The 20,813-nt window shown below is 71.1% G+C and carries 22 protein-coding genes; 11 read left to right on the top strand and 11 right to left on the bottom strand.

The window, feature by feature from the left end; all coding sequences use genetic code 11:
- Positions 1-39 precede the first annotated feature (39 nt).
- Entirely contained in the window at positions 40-969 is a 930-nt protein-coding gene (locus E1166_RS20330; RefSeq protein ID WP_243710450.1) for a S1 family peptidase, read from the bottom strand.
- Between the two features lie 146 nt (positions 970-1,115).
- Here E1166_RS20330 and E1166_RS20325 point away from each other — a divergent pair, with 146 nt between their 5' ends.
- Both E1166_RS20325 and E1166_RS20320 read left to right on the top strand, forming a co-directional pair.
- On the top strand, positions 1,116-1,775 hold the full coding sequence (locus E1166_RS20325) for a response regulator transcription factor (RefSeq protein ID WP_132341025.1): 660 nt from the start codon (positions 1,116-1,118) through the stop codon (positions 1,773-1,775).
- Positions 1,772-2,875, top strand: coding sequence for a HAMP domain-containing sensor histidine kinase (locus tag E1166_RS20320; RefSeq protein WP_132341023.1), 1,104 nt, complete (start codon positions 1,772-1,774; stop codon positions 2,873-2,875). Before E1166_RS20325 ends, E1166_RS20320 begins: the two co-directional genes overlap by 4 nt.
- An 86-nt stretch (positions 2,876-2,961) precedes the next feature.
- Here the strand turns inward: E1166_RS20320 and E1166_RS20315 are convergent, their stop codons facing one another.
- The 5 genes from E1166_RS20315 to E1166_RS20300 all read right to left on the bottom strand — a co-directional run bounded on the left by E1166_RS20315 (position 2,962) and on the right by E1166_RS20300 (position 6,513).
- The gene (locus tag E1166_RS20315; protein WP_207914383.1) at positions 2,962-3,294 is read right to left on the bottom strand and encodes a DUF1416 domain-containing protein; all 333 of its coding nucleotides are present in this window, start codon (positions 3,292-3,294) and stop codon (positions 2,962-2,964) included.
- Positions 3,291-4,139, bottom strand: coding sequence for a sulfurtransferase (locus E1166_RS20310; RefSeq protein WP_132341021.1), 849 nt, complete (start codon positions 4,137-4,139; stop codon positions 3,291-3,293). Before E1166_RS20310 ends, E1166_RS20315 begins: the two co-directional genes overlap by 4 nt.
- A gap of 205 nt (positions 4,140-4,344) precedes the next feature.
- Positions 4,345-4,422, bottom strand: coding sequence for an Ms5788A family Cys-rich leader peptide (locus E1166_RS32745; protein WP_347813033.1), 78 nt, complete (start codon positions 4,420-4,422; stop codon positions 4,345-4,347).
- Between the two features lie 90 nt (positions 4,423-4,512).
- Positions 4,513-5,298, bottom strand: a complete 786-nt coding sequence (locus E1166_RS20305; protein ID WP_132341019.1) for a DUF2993 domain-containing protein — start codon at positions 5,296-5,298, stop codon at positions 4,513-4,515.
- A 162-nt stretch (positions 5,299-5,460) separates the two neighbouring features.
- A complete protein-coding gene (locus E1166_RS20300) occupies positions 5,461-6,513 on the bottom strand; it encodes a hypothetical protein (protein WP_132341017.1) in 1,053 nt (350 codons plus the stop codon).
- A 249-nt stretch (positions 6,514-6,762) separates the two neighbouring features.
- Here E1166_RS20300 and E1166_RS20295 point away from each other — a divergent pair, with 249 nt between their 5' ends.
- The 7 genes from E1166_RS20295 (at position 6,763) to pstB (ending at position 13,903) form a co-directional block, all read left to right on the top strand.
- Positions 6,763-7,476, top strand: coding sequence for a response regulator transcription factor (locus E1166_RS20295; protein WP_132184430.1), 714 nt, complete (start codon positions 6,763-6,765; stop codon positions 7,474-7,476).
- Between the two features lie 182 nt (positions 7,477-7,658).
- Positions 7,659-8,522, top strand: coding sequence for a polysaccharide deacetylase family protein (locus E1166_RS20290; RefSeq protein ID WP_132341015.1), 864 nt, complete (start codon positions 7,659-7,661; stop codon positions 8,520-8,522).
- A 32-nt stretch (positions 8,523-8,554) separates the two neighbouring features.
- A complete protein-coding gene (gene mshD / locus E1166_RS20285; RefSeq protein WP_132341013.1) occupies positions 8,555-9,481 on the top strand; it encodes a mycothiol synthase in 927 nt (308 codons plus the stop codon).
- 302 nt (positions 9,482-9,783) lie between these two features.
- Positions 9,784-10,887 carry a phosphate ABC transporter substrate-binding protein PstS gene (gene pstS / locus E1166_RS20280; RefSeq protein WP_132341011.1) on the top strand — a complete coding sequence of 368 codons (1,104 nt, stop codon included), beginning with the start codon at positions 9,784-9,786 and terminating at the stop codon, positions 10,885-10,887.
- Positions 10,888-10,926: 39 nt separating this feature from the next.
- Entirely contained in the window at positions 10,927-12,018 is a 1,092-nt protein-coding gene (gene pstC, locus E1166_RS20275; protein WP_132341009.1) for a phosphate ABC transporter permease subunit PstC, read from the top strand.
- Positions 12,015-13,106: a phosphate ABC transporter permease PstA gene (gene pstA, locus E1166_RS20270; RefSeq protein WP_132341007.1), complete on the top strand. Its 1,092-nt coding sequence runs from the start codon at positions 12,015-12,017 to the stop codon at positions 13,104-13,106. Before pstC ends, pstA begins: the two co-directional genes overlap by 4 nt.
- A gap of 20 nt (positions 13,107-13,126) precedes the next feature.
- Positions 13,127-13,903 carry a phosphate ABC transporter ATP-binding protein PstB gene (gene pstB / locus E1166_RS20265; protein ID WP_132269115.1) on the top strand — a complete coding sequence of 259 codons (777 nt, stop codon included), beginning with the start codon at positions 13,127-13,129 and terminating at the stop codon, positions 13,901-13,903.
- A 119-nt stretch (positions 13,904-14,022) separates the two neighbouring features.
- On the opposite strand, the gene E1166_RS20260 is transcribed toward pstB, so the two are convergent.
- A complete protein-coding gene (locus E1166_RS20260; protein WP_132341005.1) occupies positions 14,023-15,210 on the bottom strand; it encodes an epoxide hydrolase family protein in 1,188 nt (395 codons plus the stop codon).
- A gap of 62 nt (positions 15,211-15,272) precedes the next feature.
- Between E1166_RS20260 and E1166_RS20255 the strand changes: the two genes are divergently transcribed.
- The gene (locus E1166_RS20255) at positions 15,273-16,229 is read left to right on the top strand and encodes a transcriptional regulator (protein WP_132341003.1); all 957 of its coding nucleotides are present in this window, start codon (positions 15,273-15,275) and stop codon (positions 16,227-16,229) included.
- A 159-nt stretch (positions 16,230-16,388) separates the two neighbouring features.
- Here E1166_RS20255 and E1166_RS20250 read toward each other — a convergent pair whose 3' ends face one another.
- Positions 16,389-17,216: an NUDIX hydrolase gene (locus E1166_RS20250; RefSeq protein WP_132341001.1), complete on the bottom strand. Its 828-nt coding sequence runs from the start codon at positions 17,214-17,216 to the stop codon at positions 16,389-16,391.
- Positions 17,217-17,287: 71 nt separating this feature from the next.
- Between E1166_RS20250 and E1166_RS20245 the strand changes: the two genes are divergently transcribed.
- Positions 17,288-18,256: a Gfo/Idh/MocA family oxidoreductase gene (locus E1166_RS20245; protein ID WP_132340999.1), complete on the top strand. Its 969-nt coding sequence runs from the start codon at positions 17,288-17,290 to the stop codon at positions 18,254-18,256.
- Positions 18,257-18,352: 96 nt separating this feature from the next.
- On the opposite strand, the gene E1166_RS20240 is transcribed toward E1166_RS20245, so the two are convergent.
- The 3 genes from E1166_RS20240 to E1166_RS20230 all read right to left on the bottom strand — a co-directional run.
- On the bottom strand, positions 18,353-19,357 hold the full coding sequence (locus E1166_RS20240; RefSeq protein WP_132269127.1) for an inorganic phosphate transporter: 1,005 nt from the start codon (positions 19,355-19,357) through the stop codon (positions 18,353-18,355).
- Between the two features lie 4 nt (positions 19,358-19,361).
- Positions 19,362-19,988 carry a DUF47 family protein gene (locus tag E1166_RS20235; RefSeq protein WP_132269129.1) on the bottom strand — a complete coding sequence of 209 codons (627 nt, stop codon included), beginning with the start codon at positions 19,986-19,988 and terminating at the stop codon, positions 19,362-19,364.
- Between the two features lie 128 nt (positions 19,989-20,116).
- The coding region (locus tag E1166_RS20230) for a PPK2 family polyphosphate kinase (RefSeq protein ID WP_132340997.1) at positions 20,117-20,813 on the bottom strand (697 nt) is incomplete at its 5' end.

The following is a 20,813-nucleotide window of genomic DNA, read 5'->3' as shown; positions in this document are numbered from 1 at the left end:
CCCGGCGGCCGCTCACCCAGGTCGCCGCGTCACGCCGATCTATCTACCGGACCGACGACCGATGATCCAGGAGACACGACCTGCGAGGAGAAGAAGGGCGAGCAGGGACACGCCGGCCACGAGGAGCAGAAGGGCCGTACGACGGCCGGACCCGGAAGATGACCACCCGCTGTCGCCGCCGATCCGGCCCTTGTCCGACGTCTCAGCCACCGTGCCGGTGATCCAGGCATGGAGATTGTCGGTGCGGGTGCTGAAGTCGGGACCCTGGTGGGGACAGGGTGGTCCAGTGCTGACCAAGGCCGCCAGCTCTGGTGTCCTGCCAGGTCGATCGCGGAAATACGGTCCGCCGGAGTCGTGCGGGCACGGGCTGGTGTCCTGGCGCGGGGCCTGGCCCGACGTCTCGATTAGGATGTCGCCGATCGCGACGACGATGAACTCACCGGTCTGCAACCGGGTCGTGGGGACGGCAGGGCCGCCGTCGGTGGACAGGCCGTAGCCCGTCAACCGAAGCGTCTCGCCCACCGCCGGAGGCCTGGTGCCGATCCTCAGCGGGGCTATGCCGGTGACCGCGGTGCGGAGTTCGGCGAGGGCGACGTCAGCGGTTTCGGCCTGGTGCACCGCGACGACCTCGATTTCCTGCCCGTCTCGCCCCCGGAGGTCCGTGCGCCCGACAGTCGCGGTGGTACGGCGAGCCACGGTGCGACTGACCCGTTGGCCGTTGACGTCTCGGAAGCAGTGCCCGGCGGTGATCACCCAACGCGGCGCGATCAACGCGCCGGAGCACCAGCTGTCGCGGGTGCCGCCACCCGGGATTGGCAGGCCCGTCGCGGTGAGCAGGACCGAGAACCGGTAGTCGCCATCGGCCGCGTCCTCGCCGTACGCGATGGCTGCCGCACCAGATGCCCACAAGGGAATGACGTTTACGATCGCCAGGAGAGCTACAGCGCTCTTTGTCATGATTCTACGCAAGGAGCATCACCGGAACCAACAGATCGGGCAGGGACCGAACCATGATCGGGACCTGTCGGTCAGCGGGGCGTCAGTGCCGTCCTTACGCATTCTTTATCCGCGCTGTGCGAACTTGTCGGCCGGTGGGCGAAGGAGGGGAACGCGGCGTGCGAGTGCTGGTGGCGGACGACGAACGACTGCTGGCCGACACCCTGGCCGAAGGACTGCGCCGGCTGTCCATGGCGGTCGACGTGGTCTACGACGGGGACAGCGCCCTGGAACGGGTTGGCGTCAACCAGTACGACGTGGCCGTCGTCGACCGGGACATGCCGGGGCAGACCGGCGACGAGGTGTGCCGCTGGATCGTCGGCTCCGGAGCAGGCACCCGGGTACTGCTGCTGACCGCCGCAGCCGGCATCCGCGACCGCGTCGAGGGTTTCGGCCTCGGCGCCGACGACTACCTGACCAAGCCGTTCGCGTTCGCCGAACTCGTCGCCCGGATACAAGCCCTGGCCCGGCGTTCGGTCGCCGCGCTGCCACCGGTGCTGGACAGCGACGGAATCATGCTCGATGTCACGCGGCACACGGCCGTGCGGGACGGGCGGGTGCTCGCGTTGTCGCCCAAGGAGTTCGCCGTTCTCCACGTCCTGATGCGTGCCGGCGGCCGGGTGGTCAGCGCCGAGGACCTGTTGGAGAAGGCCTGGGACGAACACGCCGACCCGTTCACCAACTCGGTCCGCATGACCATCATGACGCTGCGGCGGAAGCTGGGCCGCCCCGAGGTGATCCACACGGTGCCCCGCGCGGGATATCGTCTCGGGTCATGAACGTCCGGTCACCGGGCCGACGGATCCTCGTGCTGTGCGGCGTCCTCCTCGTCACGGGCCAGTTCGCGCCGCTGGTCGCGGAGCACCTGCTCGGGTGGTGGCGCGAGTTCGGACCCGAGTGGTGCGTCGTCCCGCCGGGTCGCGCGCCGGACGGCGACGCCTCGTTCGTCTGTGTGCAGGTCTTCCGGCGGCCCAGCATCCCCCTGGTGGCGACCCTGGTGGTCGTGCTGGCGCTCCTGCTGGCCGCCGCGTACCCGGCAACGCGATGGTGCCTGCGGCCGGTCCGCGACCTGGCCCGGGGAATGGAGAACGTCGGGCCGCAGAACCTCGGCCATCGGCTGCATCCCGGCCCGGGCCGCGACGAGCTGGCCGAACTCGGCCGCGCCATCGACGAGATGATGGACCGCATAGCCGTCGGGTACGAGGCGCAGCGCAGGTTCGCCGCGGACGCCTCGCATGAGTTGCGCACCCCCCTCGCGGTCCAGCGGACACTGATCGAGGTCGGCATGGCCGGGAGCCTGACCGCCGATCAGCTCAGCCTCCTCACGACCCAGTTGCTGAAGACGAACGAGCGCAACGAGCGCCTGATCGAAGGGCTGCTGGTGCTCAGCGAGAGCGACCGGGGCCTGGTCGTCCGGGCACCGCAGCGGCTGGATCGGATCGTCGCCACGGTGCTCGACGCCCACCGGCCACGTGCGGCCGAGGCCGGAGTGGCGATCACCAGCACGCTGCGGCCGCGGGTGGTGCTCGGCGAGCAGGTGTTGCTGGAGCGGCTGGTCACCAACCTCGTGCAGAACGCCCTGAAGTACAACCGCACAGACGGCACCATCGACGTGCGGGTCGGTGAAGATCCGGCCCTGGTCGTGTCGAACACCGGAGACGACGTGCCTCCCGAGGAGGTCCCCGCGCTGTTCGAGCCCTTCCGGCGCCGATCCGGCACCCGCATCGACCACAGCGGCGGTGCCGGCCTCGGGCTGGCGATCGCCCGCTCGATCACCCGCGCTCACGAAGGCACCATCGTGGCGTCGTCCACCGGCCACGACGGGCTGCGGGTCCAGGTGTCGTTTCCCGCAGTGTCGTCGAAGGGCGCCCCGGCCTGAGCGGGCATCAGCGGGATTCTGACTCACGGTACGGCTCGGGCCGGCCACCCCGTCGGGGCGGCCGGCCCGGGCCGATCAGAGCGTGGTCAGGCGGCGACGGTGACGACGACCTCGTTGATGCCGCGCGCGGCGGTCACCGCGGTGTCACCGTTGCCGTACCGGGACAGGGCCCGCAGCGTCCAGTCGCCCGGTGCCGCGAAGAAGCGGAACTGGCCGGCCGGGGAGGTGACCACCTCCGCGGTGAACTCACCGGTCGAGTCGAGCAGCCGGACGTACGCGCCCGGCACGACCTCGCCCGCGTCGGAGCGGACGACGCCGGTGATGACGGTTTCCTTCTCCAGGTCCAGGCTGGCCGGCAGCGGGGCGGCCTGGTCGGGAGCGGCGCAACCGGCGGCGGTAGGAGCAGTCATGATGATCAGGCCTCCCCGGGCTCGTCGCCGAGCGCGACCGGCACACCGACCAGCGAGCCGTACTCGGTCCAGGATCCGTCGTAGTTCTTCACGTTGCGGTGGCCGAGCAGCTCCTGCAGCACGAACCAGGTGTGCGAGGAGCGCTCGCCGATCCGGCAGTAGGCGATGGTTTCCTTGCTGTCGTCCAGTCCGGCGTCGGCGTAGATCTTGCGCAGCTCGTCGTCGGACTTGAAGGTGCCGTCCTCGTTGGCCGCCTTGGACCACGGGACGCTGATCGCGGTGGGCACGTGGCCCGCGCGCTGCGCCTGCTCCTGGGGCAGGTGGGCGGGGGCGAGCAGCCGGCCGGCGTACTCGTCGGGGCTGCGCACGTCCACCAGGTTCTTGGTGCCGATGGCGGCCACCACGTCGTCCCGGAAGGCGCGGATGGAGGTGTCCGGCTCCTGCGCGACGTACTGGGTCCGGGGGCGTTCCACCTTGTCGGTCACCAGCGGGCGGGCGTCCAGCTCCCACTTCTTACGACCGCCGTCGAGCAGCTTGACGTCGCCGTGGCCGTAGAGCTTGAAGTACCAGTAGGCGTACGCGGCGAACCAGTTGTTGTTGCCGCCGTAGAGGATGACGGTGTCGTCGTTGGCGATGCCCCGCTCCGACAGGAGCGCCTCGAACTGAGCCTTGTTGACGAAGTCCCGGCGGACCGGGTCCTGCAGGTCGGTCTTCCAGTCGAGCTTGATCGCCCCGGCGATGTGGCCGGTGTCATAGGCCGAGGTGTCCTCGTCGACCTCGACGAAAACCACGCCCGGGGCGTCGATGTTCTTCTCGGCCCAGTCGGCCGAGACGAGTGCGGTGTCGCGACTCATCAGATCACTCCCTGGTGAAGGATGGACGGTGAGCCAGCGCGGGGACGGAAATCGATGATTGTCGCACCACGCGCGGGACCCATGGACGAACGGATCACGGGTTTGTGCGACGGCGCCGCTGCCGGGCGTACGGGTGGGAAACCGGAGAGGGTACGCGGACCCTGAGTGCCGGTGGCCGCTATGGCGGCCGGAGACAGCCCCGCCGTCAGAAGACGGAGCGACACAGGCAGGTGGCCACGCGGCACAGGTCGACCGCGCGCCGTTTGGTGAGGAGCGTCCCCATGACCAGGGAGCCTACCAGCGGTCTCGCAGAGTGCCACCGGGCCGACCAGCATCCGGGACGCCGGTCGGCACACGGAAGCCGTCGCGCGGCTCAGCCGACCTGGTTGATCGGAACGTCCCGGGCATCGGCGGTCACCGTCAGCCCTTCCGGCCGCGGTTCCACCTTGCGGACGGAGAGCTGGAACGGCAACTCGGGCAGGGGCACGTCGACCGAGATTCCCTTGGCGTAGTTGTTGAGCAGCGTCCGGGCCAGCGGCACCGCGGGCAGACCCTCGGCGTTCAGGTCGTTGAAGCGCAGTGCCACCTTGTTGCCCTCGGCGACGGTCACGTCGGCGGTGCCGGTGACGGTGAGCTTCTGGCCCAGGATGTCCACCGGGGCGGTGACAACCAGCTTGCCGTTCTGCGCGCCCAGCTTCAGCCCGGGACGGTCCAGCAGCCTCGCCAGGCTGTCGTAGGCGATCGTGCCGGTCCCGTTCACGGTGTCGGCGACCACGTCGCCCTGGCCGGACCGGAGGGTGTCCAGCGAGGCCCGTACCCCGCGGGCGTCCACGTCGAGCCGAGGCAGGTTCACCGCGTTGCCCTGGACCGAGCCCTGCACGTCGGTCAGGACGATGGAGATCCGCTCGTACCGGCCACCCAGCACCTGGGTCAGGAAGGGAAATCCCGCGACGTCGACCTGCGGCGGGGCTGACCGCGCCTGCTGTTGGGTCAGTTCGCGCTCCACCTGGTCGGCGATGGCGCGCTCGGCCACCCCGGTCGCCACCCGGTCGGCCACCACCAGCAGCCCACCCAGGAGCAGCAGCAGGATGACCAGCGTGACCAGCACTCCGCGTCCGCGCCGCCGACGCCTCCCGTTCGCCGGGTACGCCTCAGTCACGCTGCCCTCCCCCTCGTCTTCGTCGCGTCGGCGCGACGCCATTGCCTCGACGTCGCCACGCGGTCCCGGTGGTACCCGCCCGCGCTGACGCTCAACCCTCGGCTCACAGCATCGCCTTCGTTCGCGACTGCGGGGCTCGCAGAACCGGCTCACTCCTCGCGCTCACAGGAACAGTACGCACATGGCGTACGCCGCCGGCGCGGCCAACGCGAAGCCGCCGAGCGGGCCCTGCATGTGCCGGGCTATCCACATCGTCGGCGGCTCGCCGGCCATCAGCCGGCCCGCCTCGGCGTACCCGACGGCGAGGTCGGCCAGGACGGCCGCGACCGCCGCGACCAGCCCGATGATCGCGGCCCGGGTGGGGGTGAACGGGGTGACCAGGTAGCTGCCGAGGATCGCGCTGACCATGGTGCCGATCATCGCGCCGACGACCACGCCGGCCGCGCCGCGTGGCACCTGCGGGGCGAGCCGCGGCCAGGGCAGCACCGCGTCGGTGAGCCGGGCCACCATGAGCGCGACGCCGCTGGCGGTGAGGCAGACGGTGATCGCCTGGGTGCCGGCGGGGATCCGGCTGAGGGTGATCAGCGTGCCGAACGCGACCACCCCGACCACGATCAGCAGGGTGGTGCCGAGCGAGTCGGTGACCCGTACCCGGTCGACCCGCCGGACGAGCTGCCCGAGCACGCCGAGGAGGAAGCCGCCGGCCGCGACGTACCCCAGTGGGGCCAGACCGGCGATGTCGGACCGCACCGCGGCGACGTTCGCCGCGGCGGCGACGGCGGCGCTGATCAGCGCGACCAGCGGTAGCGCGGGCGGGCGCATGGCCATTGTCCAGGCGAGGACGAAGAGCAGCTGCACACCGAAGATGATGATCGCGAACGGCAGCCGGTGCCCCGGCCCGGCGGTCTGCGCGCCGAGCACCAGGCCGACACCGAGCAGGGCGGCGAAGCCGGCGATGGTCAGGGCGAGCGGTTTGCGCACCTCGACCGGCTCGACCGGCTGTTCGTCCTCTGCGGGGATCTCGTCAGCGGGGCGGCGAGGCGCGCCGCCCTTGCGGAAGCGTCGTGGCCCCCGTTCCCGCCGGCCGCCGCTCTCGCCCTCAGCCGGGGCGGTACGCGGAGCGGGCGGGCGGCCGGACGGCGGGCCGGGCGGCCCGGAGGGCGCGTCGCCGGCCCACGGGTCACGGCCGGCGTCGGGCGAGGTCGAGGGAAACACGCCCCGATCGTGCCAGACCCGGGCGCTCCGACGGAGGTCACGGTTTCGGCAACGTTAAAACCTTCGGCGCGATCATGGGCAGATCAGGCAAACAGGAAAGCACGACCGGGGCCGCTCCCCGCTGATCGGTTACGCTCAACGCGTAACCCGCCCGTCAGCGACGCCGGGACCACACAAGTACGCAGCGCACGCCCGTCAGGGATCCGCTGGCCGCGCGCGGCTTCCTCGCCGCCGGACGGAGGTGATCGTGTGGAGATCCTGTTGCTGGTGACCGCGCGTGCAGGTGAACCATCGGCAGTGCTGCCGGCGCTGGACCTGCTCCCGCACTCGGTCCGCACCGCACCCCGCGACGTCCGCACCCTGGTCGCCGGGCCAAGCCCGGACGCGGTGCTGGTCGATGCCCGTTCCGAGTTGAGCGAGGCCCGGGCCACCTGCCGGATGCTGCACGCCACCGGCCTCGGAGTACCGCTGGTGGCGGTGGTGACCGAGGCCGGCCTCATCGCGTTGAACGCCGACTGGGGTGTGGACGACGTGATCCTGGCCTCGGCCGGCCCCGCCGAGGTGGAGGCGCGGCTGCGGCTCGCCGTCGGCCGGTTGAGCAACGCCACCGCCGGCGCCGGCGGCTCCATCCGGGCCGGTGAGCTGACCATCGATCCCGACACGTACGCGGCGAAGCTGAAGGGCCGCCCGCTCGACCTCACCTACAAGGAGTTCGAGCTGCTGAAGTTCCTCGCCCAGCACCCGGGCCGGGTGTTCACCCGCGACCAACTGCTCCGCGAGGTCTGGGGGTACGACTACTTCGGCGGCACGCGGACGGTGGACGTGCACGTCCGACGGCTGCGGGCCAAGCTCGGCTCCGAGTACGAGTCGATGATCGGCACGGTCCGCCAGGTGGGTTACAAGTTCGTGGTTCCGCCGTCGCGTTCGCTGCCCGAGTCGGAGCACGCCCCGCTGCCGGTCTGAGCTATCGGTCTGACGGTTCCGCGACCGATCAACCTCGGCCCCGTATCTCCCATACGCCCCTTTTGTGCATCTTGTCGGCTCTATCCTGATGCCGAATTGTGATGCGAGGGGGCAGCGGTGTATGCACTGACCACGGGGGCGACGCCGGGACCGTCGCGCGGGAAGCGGCCGGCGGTGGGCCGATGACGACGACCAGGGGCCGCACCGCCGGAGTCGTCGTCGTGCTGGTGTTCGCCGCGCTGCTCGGCTCGGCGTACGTGCTCGGCCGTAGCCTGGTCCCGGACGCGTCGCCGCCTCGCCCGGGGGTCACCGGTGGGGTCGGCGGCCCTCAGTACGCCGAGCAGCCCGCCACCGGAGACCGACCGGTCGGCGGCGACCCGCGGGGTCCGCAGGCCGACCAGGACGGCACGGGCCACCACACCGCCGAGAACGTCGGCGACGGCCCTTTCGGCAGCCGGACGAGCACCAATTCCCACCGGGTGGCACTCACCTTCGACGACGGACCGCACCCGACCTACACCCCACAGGTGCTCGACGTCCTGCGGGAGTTCGGCGTCCGGGCGACCTTCTGCGTGGTGGGCGAGAACGCGCAGCGCCACCCGGACCTGATCCGGGCGATCGTGGCCGACGGGCACACCCTGTGCAACCACTCCTGGCGACACGACGTGCAGCTCGGCCAGCGTTCCCGCGACGCCATCCGCGCCGACCTGCTGCGCACCAACGAGGCGATCCGGGCGGCCGTGCCCGACGCCCACATCGTCTGGTACCGCCAGCCCGGCGGCGCCTGGACGTACCCGGTGGTCGCGGTCGCCGAGCAACTCGGGATGACTCCGGTGCACTGGAACGTCGACCCGGTGGACTGGCAGGCGCCCGGCGCCCTACCGATCGCCACCACGGTCGTCCGGGACACGACCCCCGGCTCCATCGTGTTGCTGCACGACGCCGGCGGTGAGCGGCAGGGCACCGTCGACGCGCTGCGCCACATGCTGCCGGAGTTGACCAGCCGGTTCCAGCTGGACGCGCTGCCACAGGACGGCACGACCTGACCGGCGGGCACGCGGCGGACTACGGTGATCGGGTGAGCATCGCTGATCCGACGACCGACCTGGTGGCCCGACTCGACCGGCTCGGCCCCGCCGAGGTGGCCGACATCCTGGTGCTGGCCCGCAGCGCGGGCGAGGCCGACGGCGCGGATCCGTTCGACGAGCACACCCTGCTGCGGCTGCGCGACCCGCAGGCCGCCGCCGTGCACCTCACCGCCCGCGCCCCCGACGGCACCCTGACCGGGTACGCCCACCTGGACACCACGGACCCGGCGGCCGGGATCGGGGTGGAGCTGGTGGTGCACCCCACGTACCGGCGTCGGGGCACCGGCCGGGCGCTGGCCGGCGAGGTCTTGGCGGCGGCGACCGGGCCGCTGCGGGCGTGGGCGCACGGCGACCACCCGTCGGCCGCGGCGCTCGCCGTCGACCTCGGCTTCCGGCGGGCCCGGGTGCTCTGGCAGCTGCGCCGGCCACTGACCGCCGACCTGCCCGAGGTCCGCCTTCCCGACGGGGTCGCGCTGCGCGCCTTCCGCCCGGGTGAGGACGACGACGCCTGGCTGGCGTTGAACGCCGCGGCCTTCGCCGGCCACCCAGAGCAGGGCCGCTGGACCGAGGCCGACCTGCGGGTACGCCAGGCCGAGCCGTGGTTCGACCCGGCCGGTTTCCTGCTGGCGGTGGCGGAGTCCACCGGTCGGCTGCTCGGCTTCCACTGGACCAAGGTGCACGAGGGTCCCGGGTCGGCCCGGATGGGCGAGGTGTACGTGCTCGGGGTGGACCCGTCCGCGCACGGCGGCGGCCTCGGCCGCGCGCTGACCGCGGCCGGTCTGCGCCACCTGCGGGACGAGCGCGGGCTGGACCGGGTGATGCTCTACGTCGACGAGTCGAACACCGGGGCGGTGGCGCTCTACGAGCGGGCCGGTTTCGCCCGGTGGTGTGGGCACGTCAACTACGCGCTGGGCTGAGCTTTTCACCTACGCCCCGGGGCCGAGAAGCGGTCACGCGATCATCACGGCACGAACTCGGCAGGATAACGGCCGCCCGGATAAGACGGATTTATGGGCATAGGCGGGCGGCAGTTCACCCAAAAGACAGCCTGTCCTCAGACATCGGCCAGTCCGGGGATCAGGCTTGTTCATTCTCCGTTCACTTGCGACCGGCGAACCGTCCACCTGCCTTGCCTAACTTTCGTGTCAGCCGGTCAGCGTGCCGGCCCCGGGCTCCACTCCGGGTGACCTGATCAAAGACGTGAAGGGAAACCCCTCAGGTGAACCTCCAGCGGCACGGCGCCATCGCCTGCCTCGCTCTTACCGCGATGCTCGGTCTCAGCGCTTGCGGCTCGGACAACAACGAGTCGGCCGGCGCCTCCGCGTCGGGCTCCGCCAGCTCGGCGGACTGCGCCACGGGCACGCTGAACGCACAGGGCTCGTCCGCGCAGAAGAACGCCATGGACGAGTGGATCAAGGCTTACCAGCAGAAGTGCACCGGCGCGAAGATTAACTATGAGTCCTCGGGCTCCGGTGCGGGCATCCAGGCCTTCCTGGCCGGCACCGCCGACTTCGCAGGCTCGGACTCGGCGCTGAAGGAAGAGGAGCAGCCGCAGGCGGACACCAAGTGCACCGGCGGCAAGGCGATCCACCTGCCGATGGTGATCGGCCCGGTCGCCGTTGTCTACAACGTCGACGGCGTCGACAACCTCCAGCTCAAGCCGGCCACCCTGGCGAAGATCTTCGCCGGCAAGGTCACCAAGTGGGACGACCCGGCGATCAAGGCCGACAACCCCGACGCCAAGCTGCCGTCGACCGCCATCAACGCGGTGCACCGGTCGGACTCGTCCGGCACCACGGACAACTTCACCAACTTCCTGTCCAAGACCGCCGAGGCCGACTGGACCTTCGGCAAGGCCAAGGAGTGGAAGGCCCCGGGCGGCACGGGCGCAGCCAAGTCGGACGGCGTGGCCACCGCGGTCAAGGGCCAGCCGGGCACCATCGGCTACGTCGAGTGGTCGTACGCCGAGAACGGCGGCCTGAAGATCGCCAAGATCGGCAACGGCAACGGCGAGTTCGCCGAGCTGACGGCCGAGGCGGCCGGCAAGACCATCGCCGGTGCCCAGATCGAGGGCCAGGGCGACGACCTCAAAATGAAGATCGACTACAACACCAAGGAGGCCGGGGCGTACCCGATCGTCCTGGTGACCTACGAGATCGTCTGCTCCAAGGGCCTCGCCGCCGACAAGCTTCCGCTGGTCAAGGGCTTCCTCGGCCACGCCGCCAGCAGCGAGGGCCAAGCCGAGCTGACCGAGCTGGGCTACGCCCCGCTGCCGGACTCGGTCCGCACCAAGGTCGAGGCCGCGGTCAAGAACCTCTCCTGACCGGACATCTGATCACCACCAACCGAAGCGAGCGAGCAGATGGGTGAAACCCCTCACCGCTCGGCCGACGCCGGCACCGGCGGGACCCGCGTGACCGAAGGTCACCCGTGGCCCGCCGGTGCCTCGGCGCGTGTGGCCGAGGCACCAGTCAGCACCCGTACCCCGGGCGGCCCCGGCCTGGGCGGCGGCGCCGCGCTGCCCACGGCCCGCAGGTTCGGCGCCGAGCGCGCCTTCCGCGGTCTCACCCTCGCCGCCGGGGGCTTCGTCCTGGTCGTCATCGCGGCGATCGCGGTCTTCCTGATCGCCAAGGCGGTCCCGGCGCTCCAGGCCAACACCGAGAGCTTCTGGACGTTCGAGGGCTGGTTCCCGAACGACGCGCAGCCGAAGTTCGGCATCGGCGCGCTCGCCTTCGGCACGGTCCTCACCGCCACGCTCGCCCTGCTGGTGGCGGTACCGATCGCGCTGGGCATCGCGCTGTACCTGTCGCACTACGCGCCGCGCCGGGTCGGCACGAGCCTGGGCTTCCTGATCGACCTGCTCGCCGCGGTCCCCAGCGTCGTGTTCGGACTCTGGGGCCGGGAGATTTTTCTCAACCCGGTCCGCGACTTCTCCACCTGGCTGAACACCTACTTCGGCTGGATCCCGATCTTCGGCGGTGACGGGCCCTTCGGCAGGTCGATCCTGTTAGGCTCCCTCGTCCTGGCGATCATGGTGTTGCCGATCGTCACCTCGCTCTCCCGCGAGGTGTTCCTCCAGACCCCGACGGCCAACGAGGAGGCCGCCCTCGCGCTGGGCGCCACCCGGTGGGAGATGATCCGCACCGCGGTCCTGCCCTACGGCCGGCCCGGCATCCTCGCCGCGGTGATGCTCGGTCTCGGTCGCGCGCTCGGCGAGACCATCGCCCTCGCGATGACCCTCGGCATCACCTTCAACATCTCGTTCAACCTGATCGAGAGCGGCGGCAACAGCATCGCCGCCAACATCGCCAACACGTTCGGCGAGGCGAACGAGACGGGTCGGGGCGCGCTGATCGCCTCCGGCCTCGTCCTCTTCGCCATCACGCTGATCGTCAACATCACGGCCCGCGCGATCATCTACCGCCGCCGCGAGTTCACGGAGTCGGCCGCATGACCACCACCCTCACCTCGCACCGTCCCCGCCCGCCGGCCCAGCCGCCGACGCTGCGGGCCCGGCGGCTGCCGAAGTGGCTGCCGCCGGCCGTCGCGCTGGGCGCGCTGCTGGTCGCCGCCGCGATCGTGTACGGCGCCGGCATCGGCGGGCCCGTGCTCGTCGTGGTGGTCGGCGCGCTGCTCTACCTGGTCGGGCTCTTCGCCGCCGCGAACGCGGTGGAGGGCCGCCGGTCGGCGCGCAACCGCACCTGGAGCGCTTTGATCCACTCGGCGTTCGTACTGGCCGTCCTGCCGCTGGCCTCGGTCGTCTGGACCCTGGTCACCAAGGGCCTGGAACGGTTCGACGTCAACTTCTTCCTCACCTCGATGAACAACATCGGCGCCCGCGATCCCCAGGGCGGCGCCTACCACGCCATCGTCGGCACCCTGATCCAGGTCGGGATCGCCGCGCTGATCACCATCCCGATCGGCATCCTCTGCGCGATCTACGTCGTCGAGTACGGTCGCGGCCGGTTCGCCTTCGCCATCCGGTTCTTCGTGGACGTCATGACCGGCATCCCGTCCATCGTCTCCGGTCTGTTCGTCCTCGCGTTCTGGGTGCTGGTCGTCTCGCCGTACTTCAGCTCCACCGGCCGGCCGGGCTTCTCCGGGTTCGCCGCCGCACTGGCGCTCAGCGTGCTGATGCTCCCGACGGTGGTCCGCTCCACCGAGGAGATGCTGCGCCTGGTCCCGGCGCCGCTGCGGGAGGGCGCGTACGCCCTCGGCGTGCCGAAGTGGAAGACCATCCTGCGGGTGGTGCTGCCGACGGCGCTGCCCGGCATCGTCACCGGCGTCATGCTCGCCATCGCCCGGGCCGCCGGCGAGACCGCCCCGGTGCTGCTCGTCGCCGGCGGTGGCGCAGCGATCAACTTCAACCCCTTCGAGAACAACCAGTCGTCGCTGGCCCTCTTCGTCTACCAGCAGGCCGGTGACGCGTCACGGTACGCGCCGGCGCGGGCGTGGACCGCGGCGCTGACCCTGGTCGCCCTCGTACTCGTCCTGACCGTCGCAGCGAAGTTGCTGGCCCGTCGCAACCGGCTCGGCCGATGAACCCCGGAGGTACCACCACCATGGCCAAGCGCATCGACGCCGCCAACGTCACCGCCTACTACGGCGCCTTCAAGGCGATCGAGAACATCAACATCACCGTCGAACCGAAGACGGTCACCGCCCTGATCGGCCCGTCCGGCTGCGGCAAGTCGACCTTCCTGCGCTCGATCAACCGGATGCACGAGGTGCTGCCGGGCGCCCGGGTCGAGGGCAGCCTCACCATCGACGGTCAGGACATCTACCACCGCGACGTCGACGTGACGGCCGTCCGCCGTACCATCGGCATGGTCTTCCAGCGCCCCAACCCGTTCCCCACCATGAGCATCTTCGAGAACGTGGTGGCCGGCCTGCGACTCAACGGGGTGAAGAAGAAGTCCATTCTCGACGAGGCCGCCGAGAAGGCGCTGCGCTCGGCGAACCTCTGGGACGAGGTGAAGGACCGGCTCGGCAAGCCGGGCGCCGGTCTCTCCGGCGGCCAGCAGCAGCGGCTCTGCATCGCCCGGACCATCGCGGTCGAGCCGCAGGTGGTGCTGATGGACGAGCCCTGCTCGGCGCTGGACCCGATCTCCACGCTGGCCATCGAGGACCTGATGTTCCAGCTCAAGGACAAGTTCACCATCATCATCGTCACGCACAACATGCAGCAGGCCGCTCGGGTGTCGGACCGGACCGCCTTCTTCTCCATCGAGAAGACCGGCGACCCGGGCCGGCTCATCGAGTACGACAACACTCAGAAGATCTTCAGCAACCCCAGCCAGAAGAAGACCGAGGACTACATCACCGGCCGCTTCGGCTGAGCCCGGTCTGCGCCGCACCGTTTGCGGCATGTCGCGGCTTCCCGGCCTCGGGACACCGCAGCATGCCGCAAACGACAGCCCTGCCATCGGAGCCGGCCCGTCGGGGCGGGCGCGCCGGGTCAGCGGAGCTTGGCGAAGAACTCGCGGATGTCCGCCACCAGCAGGTCGGGGGCGTCCTGGGTGGCGAAGTGGCTGCCCCGGTCGTAGGTGTGCCAGGAGACGATGGTGGCGTGGTCGCGCTCGGCCAGGGTACGCACCGACTGGAAATCCCAGGCGAAGTTCGCCAGCCCGAGCGGCACGCTGGTCGGTGCGAGGCGTTCGGTGCCACGCCCGTTGACCTTCTGCGTGGGATGCACCGCCGCCGCGTCCTCGTAGTAGAAGCGCGCGGCCGAGGCGGCCGTGTTGGTCAACCAGTAGATCATCACATTGGTCAGCACGAAGTCCGGGTCGAGGAACTCGCCGAGGATCTGGGCACTCCAGCCGAGCTGCCCCACCGGGGAGTCGGCCAGCGCGTGCGCGACGTTCTGCGGCTCGGTGGACTGGAGTTTGTCGTACGCGCCGCGGTTGCGCACGAACCACTCACCGAAGGCGAGACTGCCCCGCTCCTGCTCGGTCAGCCTGTCCAGCTCGCCCGGGTCACCGGAGGGGAACGAGAAGACCTGGGTGACGTGCACCCCGATCACGTGCTCCGGGTCGACCCGGCCGACCTCCGGTGAGACGCACGAGCCGGAGTCGTTGCCGACCGTGCCGTAGCGGTCGTACCCGAGCCGGCGCATCAGCTCCGCCCAGGCCCGGGCCACCCGGAACCGGTTCCAGCCCCGTTCCCGGGTCGGCCCGGAGAAGCCGAACCCGGGCAGCGACGGGATCACCAGGTGGAACGCGTCGGCCGGGTCACCACCGTGCGCCCGTGGGTCGGTCAGCGGCCCGATCACGTCCAGCCACTCCACCGGGCTGGTCGGCCAGCCGTGGGTGAGGATCAGCCCGGTGGCGTCCGGCTCGGGCGAGCGGACGTGCAGGAAGTGGACGTTCTGGCCGTCGATCTCGGTGGTGAACTGCGGGTAGGCGTTGAGCTTCGCCTCCCACTCCCGCCAGTCGTACGTGGTGCGCCACCGCTCGACGAGCCGCTTCACGTAGCCCAGCGGGACGCCGTACTCCCAGCCGGGCGGGACCGGGCCGGCCGGGGCGGCACCGGGGGCAGCGGGCAGTTCCTCGGCCCAGCGGGTGCGGGCCAGCCGGTCGGCCAGGTCGTCCAGGTCGGCCTGGGGGATGTCGATGCGGAACGGGACGATCGCGGTGTGCTCAGCCATGCTCCGAGCGTAGAGATCGAATAGGAAGGCTCCGTTCCTGATTCGCTGGCATTCTCGACAGCATGTTGGAGACCTCGGCGCGGCTGCTGCGCCTGCTGTCGCTGTTGCAGACCGCCCGCGACCGGACCGGGCCCGAACTGGCCGAACGACTCAACGTCAGCACCCGTACCGTGCGCAACGACATCGACCGGTTGCGCAACCTGGGCTACCCGGTGCACGGCACCCGGGGCGCGGTGGGCGGCTACCGGCTCGGCGCAGGCGCGGCCCTGCCTCCGCTGCTGCTCGACGACGAGGAGGCGGTTGCGGTCGCCGTCGGGCTGCGCACCGCCGCCGGCGGCAGCGTCGCCGGGATCGAGGAGACATCGCTGCGGGCCCTGGCCAAGCTGGAACAGGTGCTGCCGGCCCGGCTGCGCCGCCGGGTGGCCGCGCTCGGCGCGTACACCGTGCGGGTGCCGCACGACGAGCCCGGCCCCACCGTGGACACCGACATCCTCAGCCTGCTCAGCTCCGCCTGCCGCGACCGGGAACGGCTCCGCTTCGACCACGCCCGGCACGACGGCACCACCGGCCGGCGGGACGTCGAGCCGTACCGGCTGGTCACCTGGGGTCGGCGCTGGTACCTGGTGGCCTTCGACCCGCAGCGGGACGACTGGCGGACCTTCCGGGTGGACCGGATCACCCCGCGCACCCCGACCGGCCCCCGCTTCACGCCCCGCAAGCCGCCCGAGGACGTCGTGGACCGGGTCCGGCGCGGGGTGTCGTCCGCCGCCTGGCGGCACCGGGCACGGATCCTCGTACACGCCCCTGCCGAGGTGGTGACCGCCCGGATCAACCCGGCCGTGGGCACCGTCGAGCCGGTCGACTCCGACCGCTGCCTGCTGCACACCGGCGCCGACCGGTTGGAGACCATCGCCGTCTGGCTCGGCCTGCTCGACGCCGATCTCACCGTCGAAGACCCGCCCGAGTTGCGCGCCCTGCTGCGTACCCTCGGCGAGCGCTACCTGCGCGCGGCCGGCTGACCCTGATCTGCCGCCGCACAATGTGCGGCTGTCCCGTGGCTTCCCAACCTCCGCAACATGCCGCAAACGACATCCGGCCACCGCGCATCGGACCCCCGGGGCGGCACCGACACCGGCACCGTGATCGGGTCTGCCCGTGCCCGGGCGTGATCACCGGCATCAGGCCAGGACGAAGCGGGGTCCGCCGGCCGCGGTGTCGTCGAGTCGAGGCGTGACCGGAATGGTCGCGTCGCGGGTGGCCGCCGCGCGGGCCACCCCTGGCAGGTCACCGGCGGCGGCGACCTGGGCCAGGGTGACCAGGGTCGGCGGCAGCATGGCCAGCTCACCGGCCTCCGCCCGGGCCAGGGCGTCCGCCGGGCGGATCCACATGGTGTGGTCGGCCTCGCCGGAGACGTCCCGGGTCCGCTGGCCCTCCGGCAGCAGGGCCACGAAGAAGTACGTGTCGAAGCGACGCGGCTCGAACTCCGGTGTGATCCACCGGCTCCACGGCAGCAGCAGGTCGGACCGGAGCGTCAGACGCCGGTCGGCGAGCAGTTCGGCGAAGCCCACCCGATGGGCCGCCAGGTCCTGCCGGGCGGCCTCCCAGTCGTCGTCGCCGACGTCACCGACCACCGTCGCGGCGTCCGGACCGGCCAGCAGCACGCCGGCCTCCTCGAAGACCTCCCGGGCCGCCGCGCAGACCACCGCCTGGGCGGCCTGCGGCGACAGCCCCAGCCGGGCACCCCAACCGGCCGGCGACGGACCGGCCCAGTCCAGGTGCGCCGTAGAGTCGGAGCCGTCCACGCCGCCGCCGGGGAAGGCGTACACCCCGCCGAAGGCCATCGCGGCGAGCCGACGCAGGACGTACACCTCGAAGCCGGCATCGGCCGGACGCAGCAGCAGCACGGTGGCGGCGACCCGGGGCACCGCCGGGACGCCGCCCTCGGCGCGGAACCGGCGGGCGTGCTCCACCAGGGCGGGCGGTGCCGGGAAGCCGTCGACGATCATTCCGTGAGCCTAGTTCCCGGCCGGTGGATGATCCTGCCGCCGGGGAACCGACCCGGGATAGCGTGGCCGCCATGACGCGTTGGGGAATCCTGGCCACCGGAAACATCGCCGCCCGTTTCGCCGAGGACCTGCGGCTGGTTCCGGGGGCCGAACTGGTCGCGGTCGGCTCGCGCACGCCGGAGAGCGCCGAACGGTTCGCCGCCCGGCACGAGATCCCCCGGTGGTACGGCTCGTGGACGGAACTGGCCGCCGACGACGGGGTGGACGTCATCTACGTGGCGACCCCGCACGCCGCCCATTACGAGGCCACCCGGGTCTGCCTGGACGCGGGGCGGGCGGTGCTGGTGGAGAAGCCGTTCACCCTGGACCTGCCGACCACGACCGAGCTGGTCGAGACGGCCCGCGCCCGCGGGGTCTTCCTGATGGAGGCCATGTGGATGCGGACCAACCCGCTCATCCTGCGGGTGCTCGAACTGGTCGCCGACGGGGCGATCGGTGAGCCGACCGGCGTCCGGGCGGACTTCGGGCTGGCCGGGCCGTTCCCGCCCGAGCACCGGTTGCGGGCCCGGGCGCTGGGCGGCGGGGCGCTGTTGGACCTCGGGGTCTACCCGGTGAGCCTGGCGCACCTGCTGTTCGGCGTGCCGCAGCACGTGCGGGCCTGGGCCAAGCTCAGCCCGGAGGACGTGGACGAGAACACCGGCATCGTGCTCGGTTACGACTCGGGCGTGGTCGCCACGCTGAGCTGCGGGCTGGTGGGCCCGTCGGGAGTGACCGCCTCGATCATCGGCAGCTGCGGCCGGATCGACCTGCCGGAGCCGTTCTTCCGGCCGGGCTCGGCGGTGCTGCACCGGGTCGGGGCGGAACCGGAGACCCTTCCCGCCGAGTTGGTCGGCGGCGGCTACCAGGACGAGGCCGCCGAGGTGCAGCGCTGCCTCGCCGCAGGGCTGACCGAGAGCCCGTTGGTGCCGCACTCGGCGACGCTGGAGGTGATGGCGCTGCTGGACGACATCCGGGAGCAGATCGGCGTGCACTACTCCTGACGCCGCGCGCGCTCCACCGCGACCGGCGGCGACTGGGCTCGCGGGAACGCGACGGGCCCCGCCTCCGGCTGGTGGCGGGGCCCGGACGACGGCCGGTCAGCTGAACATCGGACGGACCAGGAAGTACATCAGCGCGCCGATGGTGCCGGCGGCCGGGAAGGTCAGGATCCAGGCGCCGATGATGTTGCCAGCCACGCCCCACCGGACGGCGGAGAGCCGTTTGGTGGCGCCGACGCCCATGATCGCCGAGGTGATGGTGTGGGTGGTGGAGATCGGGGCGCCGAGGACCAGGGCGTTGAAGTAGAGCACCGAGCTGGCCACGGTCTCCGCCGCGAAGCCCTCCGGCGGGCCCAGGTCGATGATCTTCCGACCGAGGGTACGGATGATCCGCCAACCACCGGCGTACGTGCCGGCGGCGAGGACGGCCGCCGAGGTCCAGAACGCCCACTCGGGGATGAACGTCGCGTCCTTCTGGTAGCCGCCGACGTAGAGCGCGAGCACCACGATGCCGATGGTCTTGGCGGCGTCCTGCATGCCGTGGCCGACCGACATGGCGGCGGCGGACGCGGTCTGCGCCCACCGGAAGCCCCGGTTCAGCTTGCCCGGGTGCCCCTTCCGGAAGATCCACTGCACGGCGATCATGACGATGTAGCCGAGCAGGAAGCCAACCATGGGCGACAGCACCATCGGGATGACGACGCTCTCGCCGATGCCGCTCCACAGCACCGTGCCGGAGGCGGCGATGGTCGAGCCGACCAGACCGCCGATCAGTGCGTGCGACGAGGACGACGGCAGACCGAAGTACCAGGTGATCAGGTTCCAGACGATCGCGCCGATGACACCGGCGAAGACGATGCCCAGGCTGGCCTGACCGGTGGGGAGCTTGACCAGGCCGCTGCCGACGGTCTTGGCCACCTCGGCGCCGAAGTGCGCGCCGATGAAGTTGCCGACCGCCGCCATGGCCAGGGCCACCCGGGGGGTCAGCGCGCGGGTGGAGATGCTGGTGGCGATCGCGTTGGCGGCGTCGTGGAAGCCGTTGGTGTAGTCGAACACCAGGGCCACCCCGATCACCGCCAGTACGGCGATGAGTTCGGGAGTCACCGGATCAGGACTCCTTGACGGCGATGGTCTCGACGGTGTTCGCCACGTGCTCGAAGGCGTCGCAGGCGGCCTCCAGCTCGTCGGCGACCTCCTTCATCTTCAGCACCGTCAACGCGTCGTACTCGCCGGAGAAGAGGCGGACCAGCAGCATCCGGTACGCCTGGTCGCCGTCGTTCTCCAGCCGGTTGCACTCGATCCAGTAGTCCTCGAGGTCCTTCATCGACCGCAGCCGGGGCATGGCCTCGGCGGTCAGCTTCGCCTGCTGGTCGAGGACGTTGACCATCTCGTGCATCTCGCGGGGCAGCGAGGGAAGCTTGGTCAGGCCGTAGAGGTAGAGCAGGTTGCCGACCGCCTCGAGGTGGTCCATCACGTCGTCGAGCAACGAACCGAGCCGGTAGATGTCCTCCCGGTCGAACGGCGTGATGAAGGTCGAGTTGATCTTCTTGTACAGCTCGTGGGTGATCTGGTCGCTGTCGTGCTCGACCTCGGTCAGCCGCTCGCTCACCGACTGCACCTCCACGTCGGGTAGCGCCAGCTCGTTGAGCAGCGTGGTGCCCTTCACCAGATTGTGCGCCGCCCTGGTGAAGAGCTCGTAGAAGGCGCCCTCGTTCGGGCGGAAGGAAAACTTCACAGCACGGACCTCGTCGTATCGGTGGAAGGTGGCCACGCCCCAGGGGCGCCTGCTCCGGGAATGCTAGGTACCCCGCCGGACCCGGTGTCAGCCGGCCCACCCCCGGCCAGACCCGCTTCACCACTAGTTCACCTGCTGTTAACCTCGCTCCGCTCCGACGGCTGCGGCGACCCGCCGTCGCGCAGCCGCCGCAGCTCCCGCTCGACGTCGAAGTCGGCAGCCGGATACCCCAGATGCAACGCCGCGAACGTTTCCGACAGCAGGTGGGCCAGCGCCCAGTCGCGGTACCACTTGCGGTCCGCCGGGATGACGAACCACGGCGCGTCACCCGTGCCGCACCGGCCCAACGCCTCGGCGTACGCGGCCTGGTAGTCGGCCCAGCGAGCCCGGGCCTCCAGGTCACTCGGGTCGTACTTCCAGTGCTTCGTCGGATCGGTCAACCGCTCCGCCAGCCGCTCCCCCTGCTCCGCGGGCGAGATGTGCAGCATCACCTTGACCAGGGTTACCCCGGCATCGACCAGTTCCCGCTCGAAGGCGTTGATCTCGTCGTACCGGGCCCGCCAGGTGGTCTCCGGCACCAGCCGGTCGACCCGGGCCACCAGCACGTCCTCGTAGTGCGAGCGGTTGAAGACGCCGACGAAGCCGGGCGGCGGCAACGCACGCCGGATCCGCCACAGGAAGTCGTGCCGCAACTCCTCCCCGGTCGGCGGGCCGAACGAGCGGATGTGCAGCCCGAGCGGGTTCATCGCCCCCGCCACCCGCTTCACCGCGCCGTCCTTGCCGCCGCAGTCCATCGCCTGGAGCACCACCAGCACCCGCCCCGGC

The organism is Micromonospora sp. KC213 (genome assembly GCF_004348325.1).
In the GTDB taxonomy this organism is placed as follows: Bacteria; Actinomycetota; Actinomycetes; order Mycobacteriales; family Micromonosporaceae; genus Micromonospora.
This window is presented reverse-complemented; position numbering and strand designations above follow the sequence as displayed.

Excerpts from the sequence above, each read along its gene's own strand:
- E1166_RS20290 (WP_132341015.1), top strand. The coding sequence starts at position 7,659 with ATGACGACGACCAGGGGCCGCACCGCCGGAGTCGTCGTCGTGCTGGTG.
- E1166_RS20245 (WP_132340999.1), top strand. The coding sequence starts at position 17,288 with ATGACGCGTTGGGGAATCCTGGCCACCGGAAACATCGCCGCCCGTTTC.
- pstA (WP_132341007.1), top strand. The coding sequence starts at position 12,015 with ATGACCACCACCCTCACCTCGCACCGTCCCCGCCCGCCGGCCCAGCCG.
- E1166_RS20255 (WP_132341003.1), top strand. The coding sequence starts at position 15,273 with ATGTTGGAGACCTCGGCGCGGCTGCTGCGCCTGCTGTCGCTGTTGCAG.
- pstC (WP_132341009.1), top strand. The coding sequence starts at position 10,927 with ATGGGTGAAACCCCTCACCGCTCGGCCGACGCCGGCACCGGCGGGACC.
- E1166_RS20260 (WP_132341005.1), bottom strand. The coding sequence starts at position 15,210 with ATGGCTGAGCACACCGCGATCGTCCCGTTCCGCATCGACATCCCCCAG.
- E1166_RS20250 (WP_132341001.1), bottom strand. The coding sequence starts at position 17,216 with ATGATCGTCGACGGCTTCCCGGCACCGCCCGCCCTGGTGGAGCACGCC.
- E1166_RS20310 (WP_132341021.1), bottom strand. The coding sequence starts at position 4,139 with ATGAGTCGCGACACCGCACTCGTCTCGGCCGACTGGGCCGAGAAGAAC.
- pstB (WP_132269115.1), top strand. The coding sequence starts at position 13,127 with ATGGCCAAGCGCATCGACGCCGCCAACGTCACCGCCTACTACGGCGCC.
- E1166_RS20320 (WP_132341023.1), top strand. The coding sequence starts at position 1,772 with ATGAACGTCCGGTCACCGGGCCGACGGATCCTCGTGCTGTGCGGCGTC.
- E1166_RS32745 (WP_347813033.1), bottom strand. The coding sequence starts at position 4,422 with ATGGGGACGCTCCTCACCAAACGGCGCGCGGTCGACCTGTGCCGCGTG.